Raw genomic sequence first — 19428 nt, 5'->3', positions numbered from 1 at the left:
TGAGGGGACGCGCCTGCGCGGGCTGCTCGGCCACGCCGGATTCATTCACCCCTTCTGAGGCCGGCGCCTTCGGGCGCTTTCCTGCGCTTCACGGCGGTCGGGGACGTTGGCTCCCGACCGCCGTTTCGCTTGCTGCGCCAGCTTCGACCCGCGCGCCTGCCGAAATGAAAAAACCCGCCGAAGCGGGTTTCATGTTCAGTTCGTGGTCCGCATGCTCAGTGCATGTGGAGGCCACCGTTGACCGAGAAGTCGGCGCCGGTGCTGTAGCCGCCTTCGTCGGTGGCGAGCCACGCGATGATGGAGGCGATCTCGCTCGGTTCGCCCAGACGCTTGACCGGGATCGTGGCCACGATCTTGTCGAGCACTTCCTGGCGGATGGCCTTGACCATGTCGGTGCCGATGTAGCCCGGGCTCACGGTATTGACCGTGACACCCTTGTTGGCCAGCTCCTGCGCCAGCGCCATCGTGAAGCCGTGCATGCCGGCCTTGGCCGCCGAGTAGTTGGTCTGGCCCGCCTGGCCCTTGGCGCCATTCACCGAGCTGATGTTGATGATGCGGCCCCAGCCCTTTTCGACCATGTCGCCCACCACCTGCTTGGTGACGTTGAACATGCTGTTGAGGTTGGTCTCGATCACCGCGCTCCAGTCTTCCGGCGTCATCTTGAGGAACATGCGGTCCCGCGTGATGCCGGCGTTGTTGACGAGCACGTCAATCGGCCCGTGGGCCGCCTTCGCGGCGGAAAAGGCTTCGACGGTGGATTGCCAGTCGCCGACATTGCCGACCGACGCGTGGAACTCGAAGCCTTCGGCTTTCTGTTCGGCCAGCCACTTGGCGTAGTCCCGCGTGGGGCCGCAACCTGCGACCACGGTGAACCCGTCCTTGTAGAGACGCTGGCAGATGGCTGTTCCGATGCCACCCATGCCTCCGGTGACATATGCAACTTTCTTGCTCATGAGATTTCCTTGATTGAAGCTAGCAAAAAGCCTGAACGGCCGCCTTCACTCTAGCCATTTTCAGGCCACACAACTCTGAGGGAGAACACTGAGCCAAGCTTGCAACCAGCTGTCACGGACATCGCCTCGGCGGCACTCTATATGCTTGCGGCTGCGCGCCCGTGACAGACCGCCAGGCCGCTGCCGGCATACCCACCCCGCCCCACCAGGAGTTCACGCATGAATTTCGGAATCATCGTCTTCCCCGAGGTCGAGGAACTCGATTTCGTCGGTCCGTGGGAAATGCTCACCATGTGGAGCAAGCTCGCCGGCGGCCCCGCCCACTGCATGGTCGTGGCGCAGACGCGCGAGCCGGTGGTCTGCGCCAAGGGCTTGTCGGTGAATCCGCACGTGTCGTTTGCCGACTGCCCGCCGCTCGATTTCCTGCTCGTGCCCGGCGGCATGGGCACGCGGCGCGAGGTCGACAACCCCGCGATGGTGCAGTTTCTCGCCGCCCAGGCGCCCGGCTGCAAGGCGCTGCTGTCGGTGTGCACCGGCGCCTTCGTGCTGCACGCGGCCGGCCAGCTCTCGGGCCGCACCGCGACCACGCACTGGGGATCGCTCGACCGCCTGCGCGCGCTCGGCGACGTGAAGGTGGTCGAGCAACGCTTCGTGCAGGACGGCCATGTCTGGACCTCGGCCGGCGTGTCGGCAGGCACCGATCTGATGCTCGCCTTCATCGCGCATGTCGCGGGCGAGGAAGCCGCGGCCAAGGTGCAATTGCAAGCCGAGTACTACCCGGCCGACACGGTGTACGGCCACACGTCGAGCCACGAGCGCGCGCCGTCGTATGTGCGGCGACCCGGTTCGCGTGCGGGCATGGCCTGATCGCTCACTCGTTCGATCGACCGGTCGGTCATCTCTCTTTTCTTACTTCTTTCGACCTTTCATGCTCCCGCCTGATCTCACCGACCTCACCCAACTCGAACCGCTTTCCGTGCTCGCCGCACGCGTGGGCGCGACATTGCGCGAGCGGCGCCAGACGGTGGCGGTCGCCGAGTCATCGGCCGGCGGTCTGGTCTCGGCCGCCCTGCTCGCCGTGCCGGGTGCGTCGGCCTACTTCCTGGGCGGCGCGGTCATCTACTCGCGCCGCGCCGGCAAGGCCCTGCTCGGCCTCACGCCCGAGGACATGGGCGACATGCGCGGCGAGACAGAGCCCTATGCCCGCTTCATCTCCGGCCGCATCCGCGACGCGCACCGTGCGAAGTGGGGCATCTGCGAGAGCGGCGCCGCGGGTCCTTCGGGCAGCCCGTACGGCGATGCGCCCGGTCATGTCTGCATCGCAGTGACCGGCGCGGACGGCCTCGTGGTCAGCCGCACCATCGAAACCGGCGCGACCGACCGGCCATGGAACATGGATGTGTTCGCGCGGCTGTTGCTGAAGCTGTTCGAAGAAACCTTGCAGGCGTCCGGCAACGGCGGCGAAGCATGACCGACGCTGTGATCTCGACGGCCTCCGAAGAAGAGGTCCGCTCCGGCGCCCTGGGCCGCAGGTTGCGCGAGTTCAACTACGGCTTCGTCGGCGAGTACCCGGAGATGCAACCCGTTCGGCTGAACGCCAAGGATGCGCAGGGTCGCCTGATGGGCGGGCTGCGCGGCTTCGTCTTCCTCGAGTGGCTGCGCATCGACGTGCTGTTCGTCGAAGAGGAAGCACGAGGCACCGGCCTGGGTCGTCGCCTTCTCGCGGAGGCGGAGGCACGCGGCAAGGCGCTGGGCGCCGGGAACGCCGCGCTCGAAACCTTCGAATGGCAGGCGCGGGGCTTCTACCTGAAGCAAGGCTACGAAGAGTTCGCCCGCATCGACAACTACGCCCGCGGCAACTACCTCGCCTACATGAAGAAGAAGTTGTGAGCCCGGGGCATTGCAGCCCCTGACTCAGAACCCGTCACACGGCTGCTATCAATCCGCCTGCACGCCCGCGGCCTTGATCACTTTCCCCCACTTCTCGATCTCCGCTGCCAGGTGGGTGCGCAGTGCTTCGGGCGTGACCTTCTCCATCGGCACGGCTTCGGTGCTCAGTTCGGCAAAGCGCTTCTTCACGTTCTCGTCCTGCAGCGCGACGCGCAGGGCCACGTTGAGCTTCTCGATCACGGCCGGCGGCGTGCCCTTGGGCGCGTACACGCCGTGCCACACCTTCACGTCGAAGCCCTTGAGGCCCTGCTCGTCGAGCGTGGGAATGTCGGGCATGCTCGACAGCCGCTTGGGCGTGGTCACGCCGAACACCTTCACGCGCTGACCGTCCTTGATGACCGGCGCGGTCTGCGTGGTCTGGTCGCACAGCAGGTCGACCTGCCCGCCCATGAGGTCGTTGAGCGCCGGGCCCGCGCCCTTGTAGGGCACGGTCGTGAGCTGCACACCGATCTGGTGCGCGAAGAGCATGCCGCACAGCTGCGAGACCGCGCCGACACCGGCGTTGGCGAGCGACACCTTGTCCTTGTTGGCCTTCACGTAGGCCAGCAGCTCCTTGAAGTTGTTGGCCGGGAAGTCCTTGCGCGACAGCAGGGTCATCGGCACGTCCATGACCTGGCCGATGTACTCGAAGTCCTTCAGCGGGTCGTAGTTGAGCTTCTTGTACAGCGCGGGCGCAGTGGCCATGCCCATGTGGTGGATGAGGATGGTGTAGCCGTTGGGCGCCGCCTTGGCCACGCGGGTCGGTGCGATGGTGCCGCCCGCACCCACGGTGTTCTCGACCACCACGGTCTGCCCGAGCGACTTGCCCATGGGCACGGCGAGCATGCGTGCCACCACGTCGGTCGGGCCGCCGGCCGAATACGGCACGACCATCACCACGGGCTTGTCGGGCCAAGCGGCTTGCGCGGCGGCCGGCGATGCGACGGCGAGCAGGCAGGCGCCCGCCGAGGCGGCGATGAGCGCCTTCAATTTCCAGGTCTTCGTTGTCGCTGCGTTCACTTCTTTGTCTCCTTTTGGTTTGTCTGTAAATCAGTGCGTCACGGATGAACCGCCCGAACCCTGCGGTGCCGCCAGCGCGAGCCAACGCTCGGCCAGCTTCACCACGGGCCCGTCGACCATGCGGCCGTCGAGGCTCACGACACCCCCGCCGGCCGCGCGCACGGCTTCGGTGACGCGGTGCGCCCACGCCACCTCGTCGGCCGAGGGACCGAGCGCGGCCTGCACCGGCGCGACCTGCTCGGGATGGATGCACAGCTTGGCGCCGAAGCCGCCGCGCTGGGCGCGCGCGGTGTCGGCGACGAGCCGCTGCACATTGCGCCAGTCGGGCGTGACCCCGTCGATGGGCGTGGCCAGCCCGGCGCGGCGCGAAGCCAGCACGAGCGCAAGACGCACGGGCACCAGCTCGGCCTCGTCGGCGTCGCAGGCCATGCCGAGGTCGGCCTGGAAATCGAGGTGACCGAAGGCCAGCCGCAGCACCTGCGGCGCAGCCGCGATCGCATCGACGGCAGCGAGCCCTGCGGCCGATTCGATCAACGGCAGCAGCGCCGCCTTCGGCCCGACCGTGGCAGCGAGCCGGTGCAGCTCGTCAGCGTGCTCGGCCTTGGGCAGCACGATGCCGGCGATGAGGCCATCGGCGATCCACCCCGCCGCGCGCGTGCAGTCGTCGTCATGCCACGGCGTGCCGCTGGCATTCACGCGCACCAGCAAGCGCCCTCGCCCGTCGGCGGGCAACGTGGCCAGCGAGGCGCCGAGCGCGTCGCGCGCCTCGGCCTTGCGCGCGGGCGCCACGGCATCTTCGAGATCGATGATCACGCCGCCCGCGCCCGTTGCCAGTGCGCGCGCATGGCGCTCGGGGCGGTCGGCCGGCACGAAGAGAAAGGCCCGTGCAAGCGCGAGCGCGGAATTCGCAGGCCCGCTCATACGGCCCCGGCCGCGCGCAGCGTCGCGATCGCTTCGTCGCCGCGGCCCAGGCTGCGCAGGATGGCATCGGTGTGCTGGCCTACGGCGGGCACCGGGTCCATGCGGTAGTCGAATGCGCTCTGGCGACCGGCGGGCAGCAGCGCCGGGATGTCGCCGGCTGGCGAGCCCACCTGGCGCCAGCGGTCGCGCGCCTGCAGTTGCGGGTGCGCCCACAGCCCGGCCATGTCGTTCATGCGCGCGTTGGCGATCTGCGCGGTGTCGAGCCGTTCGAGCACCTGCGCCGCACTGAGCGCGCCGAAGGTCTCGACGATGAGCGCACGCAGCGCCTCGCGGTGTTCGTTGCGGCGCGCGTTGCTGTCGAAGCGCGGATCGGTCGCGAGCGCCGGCTGCAGCAGCACCTTGTCGCAGAAGGCGCGCCACTCGCGTTCGTTCTGCAAGCCCAGCATCACGGTGCCGCCGTCGCCCGCGGGGAACGGGCCGTAGGGGTAGATGGTCGCGTGCGATGCAGCGCTGCGCGGCGGCGGCGGCGCGCCGTCGTAGGCGTAGTACATCGGGTAGCTCATCCACTCGGCGAGCGATTCGAGCATCGACACGTCGATGTGCGAGCCCTTGCCGGTCTTGCCGCGCTGGAGCAGCGCCGCGAGGATGCCGGTGTAGGCGTACATGCCCGCCGCGATGTCGGCGATGGAGTTGCCCGACTTGCACGGGTCGTCGGGCGTGCCTGTCACCGAGAGAAAACCGGCCTCGCTCTGGATCAGCAGGTCGTAAGCCTTCTTGTCGCGGTACGGCCCGTCTTCGCCGTAGCCCGAGATGTCGCAGACGATGAGCGCGGGGTGTTTCTCCTGCAGCACCTGCGCGCCCAGGCCCATGCGCGCGGCAGCGCCGGGCGCGAGGTTCTGCACCAGCACGTCGGCGCCGGCCACGAGCTCCTGCAGCACGGCGAGCGCGGCGGGCTGCTTCAGGTCGAGCGTGAGGCTTTCCTTCGAGCGGTTGACCCACACGAAGTGCGAGGCCTCGCCGTTCACGCGTTCGTCGTAGGCGCGCGCAAAGTCGCCGCCGCCGGGGCGCTCGACCTTGATGACGCGCGCGCCGAGGTCGGCGAGCTGACGGGTGCAGAACGGCGCCGCAATGGCGTGCTCGAGCGAGATGACGGTGATGCCGTCCAGGGGTCGTGTCATGTGCGTCTTTCTTCCTTGCTTCAGGCGAGCACGGCCGTGGCCTGCATCGTGAGCCAGCCGTCGGCGTCTTCGCCCCACAGGCTGAATGTCTTGCCGTCGGCGCTGCCTTCGGCGGGCTTGCCGTGCACGCGGAACGGCGCGATGTCGAAGGTCGGGCGCACGGCGCGGAACTCGAAGCGCGCGAGCTGCGCATCGGCCGGCGCGTGGCGGCGCAGCAGGTCGATCAGCAGCGTCGCGATCAGCGGCCCGTGCACGATCAGACCCGGATAGCCCTCGACCTGCGTGACGTAGCGGCGGTCGTAGTGGATGCGGTGGCCGTTGAAGGTGAGCGCCGAGTAACGGAACAGCAGCACGTCGTCGGGCACGATGTCGCGGCTGAAGGTGGCGTCCTTCGGTGCCGGCGTCGGTGCGGGGGCCTGCTCGCCGGGCGTGGCGGCAGCGCGGTAGACGATGTCGTGCAGCTCGGTCAGCGCCAGGCCGCGTTCGTTGCGCACCTCGTGGCGCACCACCACGAACACCAGCTCGCCACTGCGCCCCGCCTTGTGCGTGACCGACTCGATGGTCGAGGTGCGCTCGATGCGGTCGCCCACCCGCAGCGGATTGCCCGGCACCCAGGTCAGCCGGTCGCCGGCCCACATGCGGCGCGGCAGCGGCACGGGCGGCAGGAAGCCGCCGCGCCTGGCGTGACCGTCTTCACCGATCTCCGACTGGCGGTGATGCGGCAGGAAATAGAGCCAATGCCACAGCGCCGGCACGATCGTGCCTGCAGCGGGCAGCGGATCGTCGCGGTCGAGCGTGGCGGACATGGCGCGCACCGGTGCGGCGGTGATGTCGTCGCTCAGCGTTTCGGTGCGGCCCTGCCAGGTCTGCAGGTGTGCGAGGGCGTCGGCGTCGATCAGTGGAGAAGTCATGGTGTGCGTGGCGAGAAGAAAAAGAAAGGCGGCGTTAATCGACCGCGGCGCCCGAGGCCTTGACGATGCGCGCCCACTTGGCGAGGTCGTTGTGCAGCAGCGTCGCAAACTGCTCGGGCGAGGTGGGCGCGGCGATCTCGACGCCTTGCTGGTCGAGCTTGTCGCGCAGGTCCTTGGCGTCCAGCGCCTTGCGGGTCGCGCCTTGCAGCGTGGCGAGCACATCGGCGGGCACCCCGGCCGGTGCGAACAGGCCGATCCACAGCGTGCCGTTGTAGCCCGGCACCTGCTCGGCAATGGCGGGCACGTCGGGCAGCACGGGCGAGCGCTTCTCGCCGCTCACGGCCAGCGCGCGCAGCTTGCCGGCCTTGATGTGCGCGAGCGCCGAAGGCAGGCTCGCGAACACGATCGGCAGCTGGCTGCCCAGCACATCGTTGATCGCCGGTGCCACGCCCTTGTACGGCACGTGCTGCATCGAGATGCCGCCCATGCTGTTGAGCATTTCGCCCAGCAGGTGGTTGAGCGTGCCGTTGCCGGCCGAGGCGTACTGGTAGTTCGCGCCCTTCTCGCGCGCCAGCTTGAGGAACTCGGCAAGGTTCTTCGCGGGGAACGACGGGTTCACCAGCAGCACGTTGGGCACGGCGCCGATCAGGCCGACGGGCTTGAAGTCTTTCTCGGGATCGAAACCCGGGTTCTTGTAGAGCGTGGGGTTGATGGCCTGGCTGCTGCTGATCGTCATGAGCAGCGTGTAGCCGTCCTTCGGGCCCTTGGCGACCAGCTGCGTGCCGATGTTGCCACCCGCGCCGGGACGGTTGTCGACCACCACGCTGGCGTTGTTCATCACCTCGCCGAGCTTCTGGCCGATGAGGCGACCGACGATGTCGTTGGTGCCGCCTGCGGCTTGCGGCACGACGAGGGTGACGGGGCGCGACGGATAGGTTTGGGCGGTCGCGGGGGTGGTCAGCAGTGCAGTGGCGGCAAGGCCGAAAGCGAGCAGTGCCCTGGCGCGAAACCGCAGGACGGGGGTGATGTTGTGTGTCTCCATCGCCGCATGGTCTTCTGCCCGCCCCTTGCGCGCAATCTGCGATTTCGGAACCCAGGCTTTTGAAATTCCGAAGGCTTGACTACCATCGCCCCATGCTCTTCGACCTGACCGACCTGCGCCTGTACGTGGCCACGGCCGAGCTCGGCAACCTCACGCGGGCGGCCGAGCGCCAGCACCTGTCGCTGGCCGCGGCCAGCGCGCGCATCAAGGCGCTCGAAAACCAGGCCGGCCTGCAGCTGCTGCAGCGCGAGGCCCGCGGCGTGCGCTTGCTGCCGCCGGGGGAGGCCTTCCTGCACCACGCCCGGCTGGTGCTGCACCAGGCCGACCAGTTGCGCGCCGACCTGCTCGAGTACGGCGGCGGCCTGCGCGGCCACCTGCGCGTGTTCGCCAACACCACGGCGGTGACCGATTTCCTGCCCGAGATCCTGCCCGGCTTCCTGGCAAGCAACCCGCGCATCAACGTCGACCTTCAGGAAAAACCGAATGCTCAGATCCCGCGCGGCGTGCGCGACGGGCGCGCCGACATCGGCATCGTCGCGGGCCAGATGGACACGCTGGGCCTGGACACCATCCACTTCAGCACCGACCGGCTGGTGCTTGTCACCTCGCGCCAGCACCGCTTTGCGCGGCGCCGCCGCATCTCGTTCGCCGAGACGCTCGACGAAGACGCCATCGGCATGCAGCAAGGCAGCACGCTGCAGGCCTTCTTGGGGCAGATCACCGACCACCTGGGCAAGCGCCAGAAGCTGCGCATCCAGCTCGGCAGCTTCGACGCCATGTGCCGGATGATCGGCAGCGGCGTGGGCATCGGCGTGGTGCCGGAGTCGGCCGCGCGGCGCAACCGGGACAGCATGCGGCTGGCGCTGGTCGAGCTCAGCGACCCGTGGTGCGTGCGCGAACGCTACCTGCTCGTGCGCGACCGCGCCGCCCTGCCCGTCTACGCCCAGGCGCTGGTCGACACGCTGTGCCGGCACTACGCCGACACCCGGGTCGACGCACAGGCCGAAACCGACTGACAGCCGGATTTCCGGCCAAAAACAGGCACTTGCACGCAGCTTGTGAGAAACCCGATGTCTTCCCCATTTTCTGTGCACAACTTTGGGGGTAAGTCAGGGGCAGCGTTGTAAAGCGAACGCAAGTTGTTGTTTTACAAAGTGAATAGTTAGTCTGCTTAAAAATTTTGCAGTGCACAAGTCAGGCCGCCGATGGGCCCCAAAATCGCTCGAAAACAGGAAAGTCAAGCGAAAAAACAGGGTGCTCCCTGTGCTAGGCCTCTCTTTAAAACCAACAACTTGGCGCCGGATATGAAGAAGTCCGATGCAATCCCCACTTTCTGTGGGCAACTTTGGGGGTAACTCTGCTGGAGCTTTGGAAAACCAATTTAAGTTGTTGTTTTACAAAGGGATTCCACACTTTGCTCAATTTTTGAGCGGTGAACAAAGCGTCCGGCGGCAAAAGCTGAGCGAGGCTGCAGGCGTGAAAATGAATTCAAAGGTTCTCAGCCGCGTGAATCGGCCAGCACACGGCCCGAAAGATGGCCGCAGATGGCCACTACAGTCGGCTTGAAATGCTCGAAGCCCTTAGCTCCCCGTGGTCCGTCATCGGCGCCGTCGCCGGGTTGCTGATTGCGCTGCTGGTCCATTGGCTGGCACCGGCCGACATCGACACGATGCATGCCGGCGTGTGGCTGGTGGGCATCGGCTGGCTCGCGGGCCTCGCCTGGGACCTCGTGGACTCGGACCGCGTCAAGTGATGAGGTACGCGCCTGAACCAACGAGCCGGCAGCAAGGCGCTACCGGTCGAGTCCGGTGACCGGCACGCCGGTGGGCGTGTCGCCCACCACCGGGCCGATCCACTGTTCGAAGATGCCCTTGAGCCGCTCCACCCGGCCACGGTCACCCATGAAACCGCTGAAGCCGACGGGCGACGTGTTCGCGTATTCGAGCGGATGGCGCCAACCGGCCGTCGACTCGACATCGAGGCGCGCGGGCCACTGGGGCACCTGCCGCTGGAATTCCTCGGACAGCAGGAAGCTCACATAGAGCCTCGCGGCGGCCGGATGGGGTGCCGCCTTCAGGATGGCGCCGAGCTGGTACCAGCTTTGGAAGAAGTCGTTGCGCGGCAGCAGGAAGCGCACGCTGCTCCCGGCCTCCGGCTTCAGGTAATAGAAGGACGTGAACGTGGCAGCCTTCTTGCCCGACGCCACGATTTCCAGCGGCGCCTGCGTGCCGCGCACCCACTGCGGGTTCTGGCGCAACAGCCCTTCGAGCCACGGCCAGCCGTGCATGCGGATGATCTGCTCGAACTGGAACAGCACCGCGTCGTCGTCGTGCGGATAGGTGAAGACGAGGCGGTCCTTCAGTTCGGGCTTCAGGTAGTCCGTGGCTTCGCGCGGCGCCTGGTCCTCCGGGATCTGCGCCGTGTCGACCACGTTGCTGAACCCGTAGGCCAGGACCGGGTAGTAATGGCCGTCGGGGTCGCGCAGTTCGCCGGGCAGGTGCTCGAACCCGGGCGCCTTGAACGGCGCCAGCCAGCCTTGCGCCTTCCAATGGGGAAAGTCGTGCAGCGTCTGCAGGTGCACCACGTCGACGCGCACGTCGCCCCGCAGGTGCTGCTGGTCGATGCGGGCATCGTGGTACTTGCTCAGGTCGACGGTGACGCGCAGGTCGATGTCCGGAAAGCGGCGCGAGAACGCGGTGGCGTAAATGCCGGCCTGCGACGGCGCATCGCCGCCGGCATAGACGACGAGCTTGCCGCCTTCGGCGCGGGCGTCGCTGTAGAGCGCGTCAAGGGACGCGGAGGGGATGGTCATGACAGTTCTCCTCTTCGAAGGCAGGCAACGATCGGATGGCGCGACGCAAAGCCAGCGTAGGCGCCGCCGGAGGGAGCGTCAATGACGCACCGTCACGGCCGAAGGGAAGAACAGGTGGCAGGAGGAACAGGCCAGGAACGAAAAAGGGAGCGCATGCGCTCCCTTTTCATGCCCTCGCCGAGGATGGCGAGTTGTGGCGATCAGCGCTCGATCGTCAGCGCCACGCCCATGCCGCCGCCGATGCACAGCGAGGCGATGCCCTTCTTGGCGTTCTGGCGTTGCATTTCGTGCAGCAGCGTCACCAGGATGCGGCAGCCCGATGCACCGATGGGGTGGCCGATGGCGATGGCGCCGCCGTTCACGTTGACCTTGTTCACGTCCCAGCCCATTTCGCGGTTCACGGCGCAAGCCTGTGCGGCGAAGGCTTCGTTGATCTCGAGCAGGTCGAGGTCTGCGGCCTTCCAGCCGGCGCGCTGCAGCGCCTTCTGCGACGCGGGCACGGGGCCCATGCCCATGATCGTCGGGTCGAGGCCGGCGGTGGCGTAGCTGGCGATGCGGCCCAGCGGCTTCAGGCCCAGGGCGGCGGCCTTCTTGGCCGTCATCACCATCACAGCGGCAGCGCCGTCGTTCAGGCCCGAGGCGTTGCCCGCGGTCACGCCGCCGGCCTTGTCGAAGGCGGGCCGCAGGCCGGCCAGCACTTCGGCGTTGGTCTTGCGGTTGATGAACTCGTCCTGGTTGAAGACGATGGGGTCGCCCTTCTTCTGCGGAATGCTCACGCCGACGATCTCGTCCTTGAACTTGCCGGCGTCCTGCGCGGCGGCGGCCTTGGTCTGGCTGGCCAGGGCCAGTTCGTCCTGCGAGGCGCGGTCGATGTTGTACTTCTTGGCCACGTTCTCGGCCGTGATGCCCATGTGGTACTGGTTGTAGACGTCCCACAGGCCGTCGACGATCATGGTGTCGACCAGCTTCCAGTCGCCCATGCGCTGGCCGTTGCGCGAGTTGGGCAGCACGTGCGGCGCCATGCTCATGTTTTCCTGGCCGCCGGCGATGACGATCTCGGAGTCACCCGTGGCCACGGCCTGCGCCGCCAGCATCACGGCCTTCAGGCCCGAGCCGCACACGGCGTTGATGGTGAGCGCCGGCGTTTCCTTGGTGCCGCCGCCCTTGAGCCACGCCTGGCGAGCGGGGTTCTGGCCGGCGCCGGCCGCGAGCACCTGGCCCATGATGGCCTCGCCCACCTGGTCGGCCGTGAGGTTGGCACGTGCGATCACTTCCTTGATCACGAGGGCGCCCAGCTCGGTGGCGGGAATGCCGGCCAGCGAGCCGCCGAACTTGCCGACCGCCGTGCGCGCAGCCGAAACGATGACGATGTCTTCCATGAGGTTCTCTCCGTTGAGGTGATTTGAAATCGGTTGCGATCTTGGGGAAGCTGGCGCCCGTTCAGGCCTTGGCCTTCACGTAGCGTCCCGGCGCCGGTTCGATGGCCTTGTAGGCCTTGCCGTTGCCGTAGCCCTTGGGTGCGGGGATCTGCTTGCCCGCGTGACCCTTGAGCCATTGTGCCCAGTCGGTCCACCAGCTGCCCGGCTGTTCCTGTGCGCCGGCCAGCCAGTCGGCCTGGGTCTTGGGAAACTTGCCGTCCTCGCGCAGCCAGTGGCTGCGCTTTTTCTTGGCGGGCGGGTTGATCACGCCGGCGATGTGGCCCGAGGCGCCCATCACGAAGCGCTTCTTGCCCGTGAGCAATTGCGTGGAGGCGTAGGCGCCGCCGATCGGCACGATGTGGTCTTCGCGCGAGCCGTAGATGTAGGTCGGGATGTCGATCTTGCCCAGGTCGATCTTCTGGCCGCACACCGTGAGCGCGCCGGGCTTGGCCAGCTTGTTCTCGTGGTACGTGTTGCGCAGGTACCAGGCGTAGAACGGGCCCGGCAGGTTGGTGGCGTCACTGTTCCAGTACAGCAGGTCGAAGGCCGGCGGGGTCTCGCCCTTGAGGTAGTTGCCGACCACGTAGTTCCACACGAGGTCGTTCGGACGCAGGAAGCTGAAGGTCGAGGCCAGGTCGCCGCCGGGCAGCAGGCCGCCCTTGCCCAGCTGCATCTCGCGGTACTGCACCATCTGCTCGTCCACGAAGATGTCCAGGATGCCGGTGTCGCTGAAATCGAGGAAGGTCGTGAGCAGCGTGACCGAGGCGGCCGGCTTCTCGCCACGCGCCGCGAGCACGGCCAGCGCGGTGCTCAGGATGGTGCCGCCCACGCAGAAGCCCAGCGTGTTGATCTGCTTGCTCCCGCTGATCTCCTGCACCGTGTGGATCGCCTTGATGGCGGCGTTCTCGATGTAGTCGTCCCAGGTGGCCTGGGCCAGCGACTCGTCGGGGTTGCGCCAGCTCACCACGAACACGCGATGGCCCTGCTCGTTCGCATAGCGGATGAGCGAGTTGTCGGGCTGCAGGTCGAGGATGTAGAACTTGTTGATGCACGGCGGCACCAGCAGGAACGGCCGCTCGTACACCTTGGCGGTGAGCGGCTTGTATTCGAGCAGCTGGAAGAACTCGTTCTCGAACACCACGGCGCCTTCGGTGGTGGCCACATTGCGCCCCACTTCGAAGGCGCTTTCGTCGGTCATGCTGACGTGGCCCTGCTTCATGTCGTGCAGCAGGTTCTGGATGCCCTTGGCGATGCTCTCGCCCTGCGTGTCGATGGCTTTCTTCTGCGCCTCGGCGTTGAAGGCGAGCGAGTTGCTGGGCGAAGCCGCCGCCATCCACTGCTCGACCGCGAAGCGCAGGCGCGCCTTGGTCTTGTCGTCGGCGTCGATGGCCTCGGCCATGTGCATCATGGTGCGGCCGTTCAGCAGGTACACGGCGGCCGAGAAGCCCGCCAGCGGATTGCTGCCCCAGGCCTCGGCGGCAAAGCGCTTGTCGCCCTGCGTCTGGGAGCCGAAGCCGCGGCGCCAGAGGTCGGTGGCATCTTCCAGGTACTGCTGCTGGATGGACTTGAGCTTGTCGGGATCGATGGAGAACTTCGGCAACTCGGGCATGCGGCCCGAGCCAGGGAATTGCGACATTTGCGGCAATTGCCATAGCGGCGTGCCGCCGACGTCGAAAGCGGCGGCACCCGGACCTGCAGCTTTCTGGAAAGCCTCCATGGCCTGGGTCCAGCCCTGCGTGAGGGCTTTTTGAAAGGGCGCGAACGCATCGGCCCCCGTGTCTTGTTGCTTCATCATGTCTCCTGGCTTTCGCCTGGGTCGATACGAACGGATGGCTTGCGTCTTTTGAGTATGCTGCATTCGCAAGGCACCTACAACGCCGCGCTTTCACTAATCCCTTGAAACCAAACGTCTCTGCCCGTGTTCATTCATCTGATCGTGATCGGCTGGCTCTATGTGGCCGTGATGATGGCGGTGGCCGAAGCCACCAACACCACGGGCACGGTGCTGGGCGCCATCTTCACATTTCTTCTTTACGGCTTGGCGCCGGTGGCCCTGGTGGTCTACCTGATGGCCACGCCGGCGCGCCGGCGGGCGATCAAGGAACGCGAGGCGCAGGCCCAGGAGGCCGCACGCCGCGCTGCTGCAGAGAGTGCGAAAGCCGCAGCCTCAGACCTTCCAGACCAGCGCGGCGAAACGCCCGCTGACGCCGTCGCGCCGGTGCGAAAAGAACCGTGACGGCTGCGCGACGGTGCACCATGCATCGCCGCTGTCGTTGCCATGAAGCGACTCGACACCCACCGCGCGCAGCCGTTGCCGTGCGAGCGCGGGCAGGTCGGCCAGCCATTTGCCCTCGGACGGTGCGGGGCTGAAGCACGATGCCGCCTCGGGCGATTGCGCCTCGAAGGCGGCCTTGACCTCGGGCCCGACTTCGAACGCCTTCGGGCCGATGCAGGGCCCGAGCCAGGCCATGAGGCGCGGTGCGCCGCCGTCATCCTGCGCGAAGGCGCGCACGGTCTGCTCCAGTACGCCGCCGGCCAGCCCGCGCCAGCCCGCATGCGCGGCGGCCACGCGGTGGCCGCGTTCGTCGGTGAAGAGCACGGGCAGGCAGTCGGCCACCATGATGGTGCAGGCACGCGCTGCAGTGGTTGATGTGCAGGCATCGGCGGCGGTGCCATCGCGCACTGCGCCGTCTTCGAGCGACACGACACCCGTGCCATGCACCTGTTGCAGGAACACCGGCTGCGTACCGATCGCCTGCTGCAGCCGCCGACGGTTCTCGGCGACGTGCGCGGCATCGTCGGCGACGTGGTCGCCCAGGTTCAGGCTGTCATAACGCCCGGCCGACACCCCGCCGTCGCGCGTGGTGCACAGTGCGCGCACGTTCGGCGGCGCGGGCCACTCGGGCAGCAGCCATCGTGTGTCCATGGCGGGAGAAATGCTCAGGCTTCCGCGTCGGGCGCCTGCGAGGGCTGCGCGCGCTGGAAGGCATCGAGCTTCATGCAGGCGTCGAAGGCGGCCATGGTGCGCGGCAGGCCTGTGAAGTCGCAGTCGAAGCGGCGGCCGTTGAAGATCTGCGGCACGAGGCAGCAGTCGGCCAGCGTCGGCGTGTCGCCCCAGCAGTAGGTGCCGCCCGGGTGCTGCGCGAGCTGGCGCTCGAACGACAGCAGGCCTTCGCGCACCCAGTGGCGGTACCAGGCGTTCTTGGCGGCGTCATCGAGCTTCAGTTCCTTCACGAGGTACTTGAGCACGCGCAGGTTGTTCAGCGGATGGATCTCGCACGCGATCGACTGCGCCAGCGCGCGCACATGGGCGCGGCCCACCGGGTCGCTCGGCAGCAGCGCCGGCTCGGGGTGCGTTTCGTCCAGGTATTCGATGATGGCCATCGACTGCGAGAAGCGCTCGCCCTCGTCTTCCAGCATCGGCACGAGCATGTCGGCCGAGATCGCCGAGAACGGGCCGGTGCGGTGATCGCCGCGCGCGATGTGCACGGGGATGTAGTCGAAGTCCAGGCCCTTGAGGTTCAGGGCGATGCGCACGCGGAACGAGGCGGAGGAGCGGAAATAGTTATGCAGCTTCATGATGTTTCGAGGATAGCGCCCTCTCAGGAGCGTGGTGTGGCCGGCAGCACGCAGCGGAAGTCGCGCAGCCGGGCGTCGGGGTTCTCTTCTTGCCAGGTGTCGAGCAGACCGCGCGCGGCGGCCTCTTCGCGCGCGGCGATGCCCAGGTGCCACGGCCCTTCGGCTGCGGGCGGCTCGCCGGGGGCGTGGTTGTGCTGGTCGTCGGGGCGGCCTTCGGAGCAGGCCTTGCACAGCACCTGCATGCTGCTGGTCCAGTTCTCGGCGCTGAGGCCGGCCTCTTCGAAGCGGCGCACCAGGGCATCGATGGCATCCGCCTCCACGTCCTCGACGAAGACTTCGTAGGTGGCGTGGTCCGACGGCGCGATCAGCGCGAGCGCGTCGAACACCGGCACCTCGCGCTCGCCGCGCCAACGGTAGCCGTTGGCGGCGCCGTCGTGCAGCACCAGGTCACCGTAGCGGTGGCCGCTGGCGGGTGACGGCACATTGCGCAGGATGGCGCGCGCCGGATCGATGCGGTCGGCCCAGACCACTTCGCTGGCTTCGTCGCCGTGCACGCGGATCGGCGTCAGGCCGATGAAGAAATCGACCGGCGCGGTCTCGTCGCCGCCCTCGGGAATGCCGATGCCGTACTGGCGCCATGCGCGCCGCGCCGTGGGCCAGTCGCCCAGCGCGGTGGCTGCGATGCCCAGGTTCCACAGCGCGCCTTCGTTGCGCGGCTCGCATTGCGCCGCGCGGGCATTGGCCTCGCGCGAGGCGGCCCAGTCGCCGCGGTACTTGTGGATGAGCCCGGCGTTGTACCAGGGCGCCGACCAGTACGGGTGGATGGCGCTGGCCTGCGCATAGGCAGCCAGGGCGCCATCCTGGTCGCCGGCATCGTCGCGCTCGCGACCGAGTTCGTTGAAGGCGGTGGCCTTGCCGGCTTTGCCGAGTCGGATGGGCATGGTGAAGCGAGGGGAGAAAGGATCGGGAAAACGGATCGGGAAAACGCGCGAAGGCGCCTATTGTGGGCCGCCGCAGAATCCCGACTCCGGCGTGCCGGCAAGCGCGTGCCGCCTCTGGCACACTGCCGGTCTCCCCTCCCGTTTCGCTGAAAAAGGACACCTTCCCATGGCTTCCGAGTTTGTTTTCGCCCCGCCGGCCACCGTTTCGGTGCCTGTGGCCGGTCAGCCGGCCCGCTTTCCGGTGCATCGCATCTACTGCGTGGGCCGCAACTACGAAGATCACGCCAAGGAAATGGGTTTCACCGGCCGCGAGCCGCCCTTCTTCTTCATGAAGCCGGCCGACGCGCTGGTGACGGTCGATGCCGGCCAGACCGGCACCATGGCCTACCCCACGCTCACGAAGAACCTGCACCACGAGATCGAGCTCGTGGTGGCCATCGGCACCGGCGGCAAGAACATCAAGGCCGCCGACGCCCACAAGCACATCTACGGCTACGCCGTCGGCCTGGACATGACGCGCCGCGACCTGCAGAACGACATGAAGAAGCAGGGCCGTCCCTGGGACATCGGCAAGAGCTTCGAGCAGAGCGCACCCATCGGCCCGATCGTGCCGGTCGCCCAGGCCGGCAACGCCGAGCAGGCCGAAATCTCGCTGCAGGTGAACGGCACCGACCGCCAGCGCAGCACCGTGGGCAAGCTGATCTGGAACGTGGCCGAGACCATCGAGCACCTGTCGGCCGCGTGGGAGCTGCAGCCCGGCGACCTGATCTTCACGGGCACGCCCGAAGGCGTCGCGGCCGTGGTGGCCGGCGACACGCTGGTGGGTCAGGTGGCCGGCCTGCCCGCGCTGACCGTGAAGATCGTCTGACACCAGGCGGCCCCGCTTCATGTTTCTTCGCGTACCCATCAAGCATTGCAAGAACTGCGGCACGACCGTGGTCTACCGCGTGCCGGACGACGGCGACACCAAAGAGCGCGCCGTCTGCCCGGCCTGCCACACGATCCACTACGAGAACCCGCTGAACGTGGTCGGCACCATCCCCGTGCTGGGCGACAAGGTGCTGCTGTGCAAGCGCAACATCGAGCCGCGTTGGGGCAAGTGGACGCTGCCCGCGGGCTTCATGGAGCTCGAGGAAACCACCGCCGAAGGCGCGGCCCGCGAGACCGACGAGGAGGCCGGCGCGAACTTCGAGATCGAAGGCCTGTTCGCCGTGATCAGCGTGGTGCGCGTGGGCCAGGTCCACATGTTCTACCGCGCCCGCCTGCTCGACGACCGCTTCGACCCGGGCCACGAGACCATCGAGGCGCGCCTGTTCACCGAGGAAGAGATTCCCTGGGACGAGATCGCCTTTCGCACCGTGCGCCAGGCACTCGAGCACTACTTCGAAGATCGCCGACGCGGCAGCTTCGACCGTGTGCACGAACTCAGCATCGTCTAGATGAAACTCGCCCCCAGGCTTCGCGCACTTCGTGTCGCTCCTCCTTCCCCCTACCGGGGGCGACACCTGCAGCCCGGCAAAGCCGGTTCTGCGGTGTCTCGCGACTGAAGCGCGTCAGTCTTATGCGCCTTGGAAAAACTGATTTCTTCATGATCAAGACACTTCGCGCCGCCCTGCTGTGCGGCGCCGGCCTCGGCTTCGCCCTTGCCGCCAGCGCGGCCAAGGCCGACACGGTCGGCGAGGTCGACACGGCCTTCAAGCTCATCGGCCCTGACCACAAGATCGTGGTCGAGGCCTACGACGACCCCAAGGTCAGCGGCGTGACCTGCTATGTCTCGCGCGCCAGGACGGGCGGTATTGCGGGCGCCTTCGGCGTGGCCGAGGACAAGGCCGAGGCCTCCATCGCCTGCCGCCAGGTCGGCCCGGTCAGCATCACGCAGCCGCTGCCCAAGCGCGAAGAGGTTTACACCGAACGCCTGTCGGTGCTCTTCAAGCGCCTGCGCGTGGTGCGCATGGTCGACCCCAAGCGCAACACGCTGGTCTACCTGACCTACTCCGACCTGCTGATCGACGGCTCGCCCAAGAACAGCGTGACCGCCGTGCCGGTCGATCGCGGCACGCCGATCCCCCTCAAGTGAAGGGCTGCTGAGGGGCGCGGCGCGCGAGTTTGCTAGCATGGGCCGGCCGGTCCGCCCTCGGAATCGGCCTTCGACGGAACCCTCCGCAACGAATCCGTTCCAACAGCGTCATGCACCTTCAGACTTTTGTTTTCCGCACCGCCGCCACGCTTCTCGTGGTCGGGGGCATTGCCGCCTGCACCACGACCAGCCTGGGGCCACAGCAGCCCGTTCCAGGGCCAGGCGCCACGCCGCAACCGCCGCGCCCGGCTGCCCTGTTCATCCGCCCCGCCGCCGGCACCACCATCGGCCGTTTCGATGGCGTGCGCAACAAGGGCCTGGACATCGCCGGCAACCTGGGCGACCCCATCGTGGCCTCGGCCGACGGCCGCGTGGTGTACGTGGGCGGCGAACTGCCCGCCTACGGCAACATGGTCATCGTGAAGCACAACGAGACCTTCCTCACGGCCTACGCCCACGCCAAGACCATCCTCGTGAAGGAAGGCGCCGTGGTCCGCCAAGGCCAGAAGATCGCCGAAGTGGGCAACAGCAACAGCGAAGCCGGCCGCGTGAAGCTGCACTTCGAGATCCGCAAGAACGGCACCCCGGTCGATCCCGAGCCGTACCTCAACGGCCGTTTGCAGCAGTAGACACGGCAGCAAACGTAA

General features: G+C 67.4%; 23 protein-coding genes. 11 read left to right on the top strand and 12 right to left on the bottom strand.

From position 1 onward, the window contains the following. Positions 1–215 precede the first annotated feature (215 nt). Positions 216–953, bottom strand: a complete 738-nt coding sequence (phbB, locus tag D3H34_RS09640) for an acetoacetyl-CoA reductase (RefSeq protein ID WP_119553227.1) — start codon at positions 951–953, stop codon at positions 216–218. Between the two features lie 219 nt (positions 954–1172). On the opposite strand from phbB, the gene D3H34_RS09635 reads away from it, so the two are divergent. The 3 genes from D3H34_RS09635 (at position 1173) to D3H34_RS09625 (ending at position 2843) form a co-directional block, all read left to right on the top strand. After that, positions 1173–1820 carry a DJ-1/PfpI family protein gene (locus D3H34_RS09635; protein WP_119553226.1) on the top strand — a complete coding sequence of 216 codons (648 nt, stop codon included), beginning with the start codon at positions 1173–1175 and terminating at the stop codon, positions 1818–1820. Between the two features lie 61 nt (positions 1821–1881). Next, positions 1882–2424: a CinA family protein gene (locus tag D3H34_RS09630; RefSeq protein ID WP_119553225.1), complete on the top strand. Its 543-nt coding sequence runs from the start codon at positions 1882–1884 to the stop codon at positions 2422–2424. After that, positions 2421–2843: a GNAT family N-acetyltransferase gene (locus D3H34_RS09625; RefSeq protein WP_119553224.1), complete on the top strand. Its 423-nt coding sequence runs from the start codon at positions 2421–2423 to the stop codon at positions 2841–2843. The genes D3H34_RS09630 and D3H34_RS09625 overlap by 4 nt, the downstream gene beginning before the upstream one ends. A 48-nt stretch (positions 2844–2891) precedes the next feature. Here the strand turns inward: D3H34_RS09625 and D3H34_RS09620 are convergent, their stop codons facing one another. The 5 genes from D3H34_RS09620 to D3H34_RS09600 are packed head-to-tail and all read right to left on the bottom strand — an operon-like array spanning position 2892 to position 7954. After that, the gene (locus D3H34_RS09620; RefSeq protein ID WP_119553223.1) at positions 2892–3902 is read right to left on the bottom strand and encodes a tripartite tricarboxylate transporter substrate binding protein BugD; all 1011 of its coding nucleotides are present in this window, start codon (positions 3900–3902) and stop codon (positions 2892–2894) included. A 30-nt stretch (positions 3903–3932) separates the two neighbouring features. Further along, positions 3933–4823 carry an HpcH/HpaI aldolase/citrate lyase family protein gene (locus D3H34_RS09615; protein ID WP_119553222.1) on the bottom strand — a complete coding sequence of 297 codons (891 nt, stop codon included), beginning with the start codon at positions 4821–4823 and terminating at the stop codon, positions 3933–3935. Beyond that, entirely contained in the window at positions 4820–6001 is a 1182-nt protein-coding gene (locus D3H34_RS09610; protein WP_119553221.1) for a CaiB/BaiF CoA transferase family protein, read from the bottom strand. Before D3H34_RS09610 ends, D3H34_RS09615 begins: the two co-directional genes overlap by 4 nt. Before the next feature lie 20 nt (positions 6002–6021). Further along, the gene (locus D3H34_RS09605; protein WP_119553220.1) at positions 6022–6912 is read right to left on the bottom strand and encodes an HTD2 family dehydratase; all 891 of its coding nucleotides are present in this window, start codon (positions 6910–6912) and stop codon (positions 6022–6024) included. 34 nt (positions 6913–6946) lie between these two features. Beyond that, a complete protein-coding gene (locus D3H34_RS09600) occupies positions 6947–7954 on the bottom strand; it encodes a Bug family tripartite tricarboxylate transporter substrate binding protein (RefSeq protein WP_434057683.1) in 1008 nt (335 codons plus the stop codon). 92 nt (positions 7955–8046) lie between these two features. On the opposite strand from D3H34_RS09600, the gene D3H34_RS09595 reads away from it, so the two are divergent. The 3 genes from D3H34_RS09595 (at position 8047) to D3H34_RS09590 (ending at position 9707) form a co-directional block, all read left to right on the top strand. Then, positions 8047–8970 (top strand): LysR family transcriptional regulator, encoded by a 924-nt coding sequence (locus tag D3H34_RS09595; protein ID WP_119553219.1) that lies wholly within the window; start codon positions 8047–8049, stop codon positions 8968–8970. 301 nt (positions 8971–9271) lie between these two features. Beyond that, positions 9272–9520, top strand: a complete 249-nt coding sequence (locus tag D3H34_RS33915; RefSeq protein ID WP_147400416.1) for a hypothetical protein — start codon at positions 9272–9274, stop codon at positions 9518–9520. Position 9521: 1 nt separating this feature from the next. Then, a complete protein-coding gene (locus tag D3H34_RS09590) occupies positions 9522–9707 on the top strand; it encodes a hypothetical protein (protein WP_119553218.1) in 186 nt (61 codons plus the stop codon). Positions 9708–9746: 39 nt separating this feature from the next. Here the strand turns inward: D3H34_RS09590 and D3H34_RS09585 are convergent, their stop codons facing one another. The 3 genes from D3H34_RS09585 to phaC all read right to left on the bottom strand — a co-directional run bounded on the left by D3H34_RS09585 (position 9747) and on the right by phaC (position 13976). After that, positions 9747–10766, bottom strand: coding sequence for an ABC transporter substrate-binding protein (locus tag D3H34_RS09585; protein ID WP_119553217.1), 1020 nt, complete (start codon positions 10764–10766; stop codon positions 9747–9749). A 200-nt stretch (positions 10767–10966) separates the two neighbouring features. Further along, positions 10967–12145, bottom strand: a complete 1179-nt coding sequence (locus D3H34_RS09580) for an acetyl-CoA C-acetyltransferase (RefSeq protein ID WP_062480264.1) — start codon at positions 12143–12145, stop codon at positions 10967–10969. 61 nt (positions 12146–12206) lie between these two features. Next, the gene (gene phaC, locus D3H34_RS09575; protein WP_119553281.1) at positions 12207–13976 is read right to left on the bottom strand and encodes a class I poly(R)-hydroxyalkanoic acid synthase; all 1770 of its coding nucleotides are present in this window, start codon (positions 13974–13976) and stop codon (positions 12207–12209) included. Between the two features lie 126 nt (positions 13977–14102). Between phaC and D3H34_RS09570 the strand changes: the two genes are divergently transcribed. Next, on the top strand, positions 14103–14420 hold the full coding sequence (locus D3H34_RS09570) for a hypothetical protein (protein ID WP_119553216.1): 318 nt from the start codon (positions 14103–14105) through the stop codon (positions 14418–14420). Here D3H34_RS09570 and pgeF read toward each other — a convergent pair. The 3 genes from pgeF to D3H34_RS09555 are packed head-to-tail and all read right to left on the bottom strand — an operon-like array spanning position 14352 to position 16704. Then, entirely contained in the window at positions 14352–15110 is a 759-nt protein-coding gene (pgeF, locus tag D3H34_RS09565; RefSeq protein ID WP_119553215.1) for a peptidoglycan editing factor PgeF, read from the bottom strand. The genes D3H34_RS09570 and pgeF overlap by 69 nt on opposite strands. A 14-nt stretch (positions 15111–15124) precedes the next feature. Further along, positions 15125–15763, bottom strand: coding sequence for a maleylacetoacetate isomerase (maiA, locus tag D3H34_RS09560; RefSeq protein WP_119553214.1), 639 nt, complete (start codon positions 15761–15763; stop codon positions 15125–15127). 23 nt (positions 15764–15786) lie between these two features. Next, entirely contained in the window at positions 15787–16704 is a 918-nt protein-coding gene (locus tag D3H34_RS09555; RefSeq protein ID WP_119553213.1) for a tetratricopeptide repeat protein, read from the bottom strand. A gap of 166 nt (positions 16705–16870) precedes the next feature. Here D3H34_RS09555 and D3H34_RS09550 point away from each other — a divergent pair, with 166 nt between their 5' ends. The 4 genes from D3H34_RS09550 (at position 16871) to D3H34_RS09535 (ending at position 19410) form a co-directional block, all read left to right on the top strand. Then, on the top strand, positions 16871–17572 hold the full coding sequence (locus D3H34_RS09550) for a fumarylacetoacetate hydrolase family protein (RefSeq protein WP_119553212.1): 702 nt from the start codon (positions 16871–16873) through the stop codon (positions 17570–17572). 19 nt (positions 17573–17591) lie between these two features. Continuing rightward, positions 17592–18143 carry an NUDIX hydrolase gene (locus D3H34_RS09545; RefSeq protein WP_119553211.1) on the top strand — a complete coding sequence of 184 codons (552 nt, stop codon included), beginning with the start codon at positions 17592–17594 and terminating at the stop codon, positions 18141–18143. 149 nt (positions 18144–18292) lie between these two features. Continuing rightward, positions 18293–18781 (top strand): CreA family protein, encoded by a 489-nt coding sequence (locus D3H34_RS09540; RefSeq protein WP_119553210.1) that lies wholly within the window; start codon positions 18293–18295, stop codon positions 18779–18781. Positions 18782–18891: 110 nt separating this feature from the next. Continuing rightward, positions 18892–19410, top strand: coding sequence for a murein hydrolase activator EnvC family protein (locus D3H34_RS09535; protein WP_119553209.1), 519 nt, complete (start codon positions 18892–18894; stop codon positions 19408–19410). Positions 19411–19428: the final 18 nt, after the last annotated feature.

This window comes from Acidovorax cavernicola, from assembly GCF_003581445.1.
This window is presented reverse-complemented; position numbering and strand designations above follow the sequence as displayed.